Here is a 5,725-nt window from a genome sequence, read left to right as displayed (position 1 = left end):
CTCGTTAATCCTCCGATAATCACGGTTGCCAATGGCCGCTGAACATCCGATCCAATGCCACTGGAAATCGCAGCCGGAACTAATCCGAAGATTGCCAAAATAAGAATGGTCAATACCGCGCGCAACTGTTCTTTTGAGGTTGCCATAACCAAGGCTTTGGTTAACGGCTCTTTGGCCGAGGCTCTATTTAATGCAGACACCAATAACACCGCTGCCATCACTGAGATCCCGAAAATAGATACAAATCCAACTCCTGCAGAAACGTTAAAGTAATAACCTCTGAGCATTAATGCGATGATACCTCCGGCTAAAGCAAACAGAACACAACTGGTTGTGATGAGCGTATCCCTAAAGTTTTTAAACAACATAAACAGGACAACGATAACCATGATTAAGGTCAGCGGGATAGTAAATGCCAACTGCTTTCCTGCACGGGCTAGATTTTCATATTGTCCACCAAATACCAATTCGTAGCCTTTTGGAATTTCAACTTGGGCGTCGATTTTAGCTTGCAGTTCTCTCACATAACCACCTTGATCTCGGCCTTCAATGTTGGCACGAACGGTAACCATACGTTTATTGTTCAAACGGTAAATGTTAGTTTGTCCTTCAACGTAGCCAATATCCGCCAGTTGATCCATCGGCACTAAAGCGCCCGTTGCAGAAGGAATCATCAAGTTTTTGAGGTCGTTCATATTCTCACGGAATTGGGGTAGATAACGCACCACAATATCATAACGTTTGGCGCCATCATATAACACCGAGATTTCTTTTCCGCCAATTGCCGCTTCGATCATATCTTGAACATCGGCAACGTTGATGCCATAACGCGCCGCTTGCTCACGATTGATATTAATGGCCAATTGATCTTGCGTGTTTTCTTGTTCAATATTCACACCTTCGCTTCCGTCCATGGTTTGCATAATCTGCGAAATGACTTCTGCTTTTTCGCGCATCATAATCAAATCATCGCCAACGATAGATACCGCTAAATCGGCAGCACTTCCCGTTACAATCTCCATCACTTGGTCAATAATCGGTTGGCCAGACGTAAAGGTGACTCCTGGGAATTCATCCTCCAAATCGGTACGCATTTTTTGAACCAATTCGCTTTTTGAAAGTGTACCACTCCATTCGGCGTAATCTTTTAATCCGACTAAAATTTCGTTTCTATTTGCCGGGAATGGATCGGTGCCATCATCATTGCGTCCGGTTTGTGTAATCACATACGAAACCTGTGGATATTTTGAAATGACCTCGCGGATTTTAGGCGCGTATTTCGCGTTCTCCGTAATCGTTATTCCAGCCGGGAAATTTCCTTGTAAGAAAATTGAGCCCTCATCCAATTCTGGTAAAAATTCAGAACCTAATTTAGTTCCAAACGCAATCAGAATAAATACAATCGCAAATCCAATAGCCACTGTTTTTTTGTAGTGCGTTGTAAAAATATTTAAAGCTTTCACGTACTGATTCTCTAAAAATGTCAGTATAGGATTTTTAGGGTCTTTAAACTTTTTGTCGGGCTGAGACATGGTTTTACTGTAGACATACGAAATGATTACGGGGACAAATGTCAGTGCTGCCACCATCGATCCCAAAACGGCAAAGGATAGCGTTAAGGCCATTGGCGAGAATAATTTGCCTTCAACACGCGTCATCAATAGGATCGGCATATAGGCCAAGATGATAATCGTTACGGAGAAAAAGATTTCACGACCCACTTCCTGAGCCGCTGATAAGGTAATGCTCACAATGCCTTCTTGTCGTTGTTCTCGCGTGGCGGTTCGATATTTCCGGATGAGATGTTCGGTCATGATCACGGCGCCGTCTACGATAATTCCGAAGTCAATCGCGCCCAACGACAATAAGTTGGCCGGAATCCCTGTAAATCGCATGATAATAAACGCAAATAACAACGAAAACGGAATGGTTAAAGCCACTACCAACGCACTTCGCACACTTCCTAAGAAGAAAATCAGGATGATAATGACAATACTAACGCCTTCAAAAAGTGTTTTTCCAACGGTACTTAAGGAGTGGTCAATTAAAAAACCACGGTCATAAAGTGTACGGATGGTTACATCGTCAGGGAGTTCGTGCTCTTGCAAATCGGCGATGCGCTGCTTGAGTTCCACCAGAACTTCACTTGGGTTTTCAAATTTCCGAAGTAAAATAATACCTTCAACACCATTGTTCACTTCAATATTTTCATCCGGAACAGAATAGCCCAAAACACCACTTGGCGGCGGCGGAGCAATTTCGACACTCGCAACATCACTGATAAAAATCGGAACCCCTTTAATCGTCTTTAGGACGATATTCTCAATGTCTTTTTCATTTTTGATGGCGCCCAAGCCATGAACGGCAAAACCTTGCCCACCGCGTTCCATGATGTTTCCACCTGTGTTATGGTTGTTTGCAACGACCGCATCTTCCACTTCTGAAAAACTCAAATCGTATTTACGGAGCTTATCGGGATCGATTAGAATGTGGAACTGTTTTAACGGACCGCCAAAGGTTGTGATATCAGCAACACCATTGGTTTGTAACAAATAAGGTTCGATGACCCAGTCCTGTAAATCTCTTAATTCGGTAGGCGAATAGCTTGGCGGTGCTTCCACCACATATCTGAAAATTTCTCCTACAGCAGTGGAAAGTGGCGCTAATTCAGAGATGACACCTTCAGGTAGCTCAGCACTGGCGAGGCGTTCCATAACTTGCTGACGCGCAAAATAATCGTCCGTATCATCCTTAAAGGTTAGTTGTACGACCGATAATCCAAAGATGGTTCGGCTTCTGCGGTCGATAACATTGGGCACGTCTTGCAATACACGTTCCAGCGGAATGGTCACTTGCTGTTCGACTTCTTCGGCAGCACGACCTTGATATTGGGCCACAACAATCACGTTGGTGTCGGCAATATCGGGATAAGCTTCTATTTTAAGTTCCGTGAAACAATAATAACCGATCCCCATAATGATCAAGCTTAAGGCGACGACCAACGGACGGTTTTTATGTGAGAATATGAGGAGATTTTTAATCACAGGAATTATGATTTATAAATTATAAGTGCTTTAAGCACATTTGATTTTAAATGAGATGACCAAACAAATTGCTAGTTTTTACCAGAGATTGACAGCGTGCGTGACGATGAATCCGCCGCGATATTGTGTTCTTAAAACACTTAAGGCTGCTTTTACTTTTTCTTCGGTATCGATAAACGTGATGTACATGGAGGCTTCATCAAATGAGAATAATTGCGACGGTTGTTTCAGACGGTTATGTCTGCCAAAACCTGAATACCCCATGACTGAAGTGGCACCGGCGATCCCTTTTTCAATGAGTAATTTCATGATAAACTCGTGTAAAGGTCGGACACCTTTGAGTTCGTCTTTATCGATGAATAGTTGTGCTTGTAACATTTCTTAATTTTTTTTTAATATCCGAATGATAAACCTTTGAGTTGTAAAACGCCTTCAATCGCGACTTCATCAGCGCTGGAAATACCGTCAAAAACGATAATTCGATCACCAATTTGTTGACCAATGTTGACTTGTTTACGTTCAAATTCATTTTCGGAAGTTTTAATAAATACATAGTGTTTGCCTTGCACTGTAACCAATGCGTTTTTGTTGACGCTTACATTATGATCGTCACTTAAATCGAAAGTGACCTTGGCGAACATGCCTGATTTCAGTTTTTTTGATGAATTGTTAACCAGGATTCGTGCTTTGATCATCCGTGTGCTATGATCGACAATAGCGGCGATAGCGTCCACTTTACCAGTGAATTCAGTGTTTGGAAACGCGTTGAATTTGATGTCACAGGTACTGCCTTCTTCAATATTTCCAATTTGGTTTTCGGGAATATCACAGATTAAAAATGCCGTTCCGGCTTTTGCTTTTCGCAAGACATCTGGCGTAAACCCTTCAGAAATTAATTTAGATTCGTGTTCAATCAATGCCGCTTTTTCATTGGCAAGTCCACTTTGTTCCATGGATAAAGCACTTTCGGCATCCATCAAATCTTGACCGGTAGCGACGCCATGGGATTTCAAATCTTTGGTGCGCTCCAATGCTTGTCGACGTTGTTTTAAATTGATGTTCGAAATTTGATTGATGCTAATTTGCAATTGCGTCAATTGGGTGTAATGGCTTGCTAAATCTGGATTTTCAAACAAAATTAAATTCTGACTAGCGCCTTCTCGAGAAGCGACCACGGTAGCTGCGATAGTGGCAGGCGCCGTAAATTTTGCAGAAAGCGTATCGTTATTTAGAGTTTCTGTTTTGAAAAAATCCAAATGTCCAGCATCTGGAAATTGAATGTTTAAGCCGTCTTGGCTAACGATAGGCGAGGGCCTTTGAATTTGGTCGGTTTTAGTTTCGCTGCCACATGACGACAGTAAAAATAAAAGAAAACCTGTAAAAATTGCGTGCTTCATTATTGTGCTAATTGATTGATTAAACCTGCTGCGTAAAGCAGTTGGATATGGCTTTGACGGTAGTGCTCCAAAGCTTCGTTATACTGTTGTTGCGTTTCTAGCCAGCTACTTTGTGCTTCCAAGAAGTCGATAATGCTGGTGCCACCTCTGAGGTAAGCATATTGCACATTATCTAAAATCGTTTGTGATTGTTCCAATAGCGATTTGTAAGAGGCTATGTTTTCCAACTGAATTTGATGCCTGTCATAAGCCGTTGCAATTTCCGTTTGCAGTTGCGTTTGTAAGGTGTAAAGTTGCTGTTCTGCCTGATCCCTTTGGATATGTGATTTTTTGATTTCGCCTTGATTGCGGTCAAAAAAAGGTAAATCGATAGAAGCTGAGAAACCGAAATGCGGAATTTTATGTTGCGCATTATAGATGACGCCAATTTCAGGTTGCGGATAGGATAGGCTTTTTTGGAGTTTGATATTGCTCTCTGAAACATCAATATATGATTTTGCCGTTTGAATATCGCTTCTGGAGGCTATGGATTGTTCGTGCAATTCTTCTAAAGTCATCAAGGCATACCTTCCGAAATCTTCAGTCGTATCAATTTCAATAGGATCTTGAACGCCCATTAAAAACTGAAGTTCTTTCTTTCGGTTTAAAAGTTCTTGACGTTCTGTGGCGAATTGTAGAGCGTATTGTTTGGCTAATAATTCCGTTCTGAATACGTCGGTTTGCGTTATGACTTGGTTTTTGTAGCGATGCTGATTGGTAATGACCAAGCTGTCCATATTGTTTTTGGCAAATTGAATTAGTTCCAACTGCTTTTGTGCCGTCCATACTTCGTTCCACTTTTCGGCAACTTGAAACAGGATTTCTCGCTCTATTTCTGTGTATTCTTTTTCAGATAATTCCGCACTTTTCAGAGCAACGTCAATTTTATTTTGACGCTGACCCATAATTTGGAACTCCTTTGATAATTGCCAAAGCACTTCACGGTTTTCGGGATTGCTCCAGCCGGTGCCATCAAATTCTGAAGATTTCGCAATCTGAATGTTTTCATTGCTCAATACCAAGTTGGGACGCAATTTTGCGCTTAAGATGTCGCTTTCGGCAATCGCTATATTGAAATGCTCAGATTTCAAAATCGGATTGTTGAGTTTTGCCGTTTTTAGGATGCGCTCTAGCGTGAATTCTGTTTGAGCGTTTACCGGTAGATAAAACGCGATGGATACCGCTAAATAGATTAGTGTTTTAAAAATAAACCTCATTCTGTTTTTTAAGTAAATTCTTGTACAG

4 protein-coding genes are annotated in these 5,725 nt (G+C 41.6%); all 4 read right to left on the bottom strand.

The genetic code is table 11. The features are described from left to right. A partial coding sequence (locus ABIQ28_RS07235; RefSeq protein WP_348036211.1) for a CusA/CzcA family heavy metal efflux RND transporter occupies window positions 1–3,044 on the bottom strand: 3,044 nt, incomplete at its 3' end. A gap of 78 nt (window positions 3,045–3,122) precedes the next feature. Next, a complete protein-coding gene (locus ABIQ28_RS07230; protein WP_348036210.1) occupies window positions 3,123–3,422 on the bottom strand; it encodes a DUF190 domain-containing protein in 300 nt (99 codons plus the stop codon). A gap of 14 nt (window positions 3,423–3,436) precedes the next feature. Beyond that, window positions 3,437–4,441 carry an efflux RND transporter periplasmic adaptor subunit gene (locus ABIQ28_RS07225; protein ID WP_348036209.1) on the bottom strand — a complete coding sequence of 335 codons (1,005 nt, stop codon included), beginning with the start codon at window positions 4,439–4,441 and terminating at the stop codon, window positions 3,437–3,439. Then, window positions 4,441–5,725 (bottom strand): TolC family protein (locus tag ABIQ28_RS07220; protein ID WP_348036208.1); only part of this gene is annotated, 1,285 nt, incomplete at its 5' end. The genes ABIQ28_RS07220 and ABIQ28_RS07225, both read right to left, overlap by 1 nt.

Origin of the sequence: Gelidibacter sp. (assembly GCF_039916245.1) — a bacterium.
In the GTDB taxonomy this organism is placed as follows: domain Bacteria; phylum Bacteroidota; class Bacteroidia; order Flavobacteriales; family Flavobacteriaceae; genus Gelidibacter.
This window is presented reverse-complemented; position numbering and strand designations above follow the sequence as displayed.

Coding starts and splice junctions, on each gene's coding strand:
- ABIQ28_RS07230 (WP_348036210.1), bottom strand. CDS start 3,422: ATGTTACAAGCACAACTATTCATCGATAAAGACGAACTCAAAGGTGTC.
- ABIQ28_RS07225 (WP_348036209.1), bottom strand. CDS start 4,441: ATGAAGCACGCAATTTTTACAGGTTTTCTTTTATTTTTACTGTCGTCA.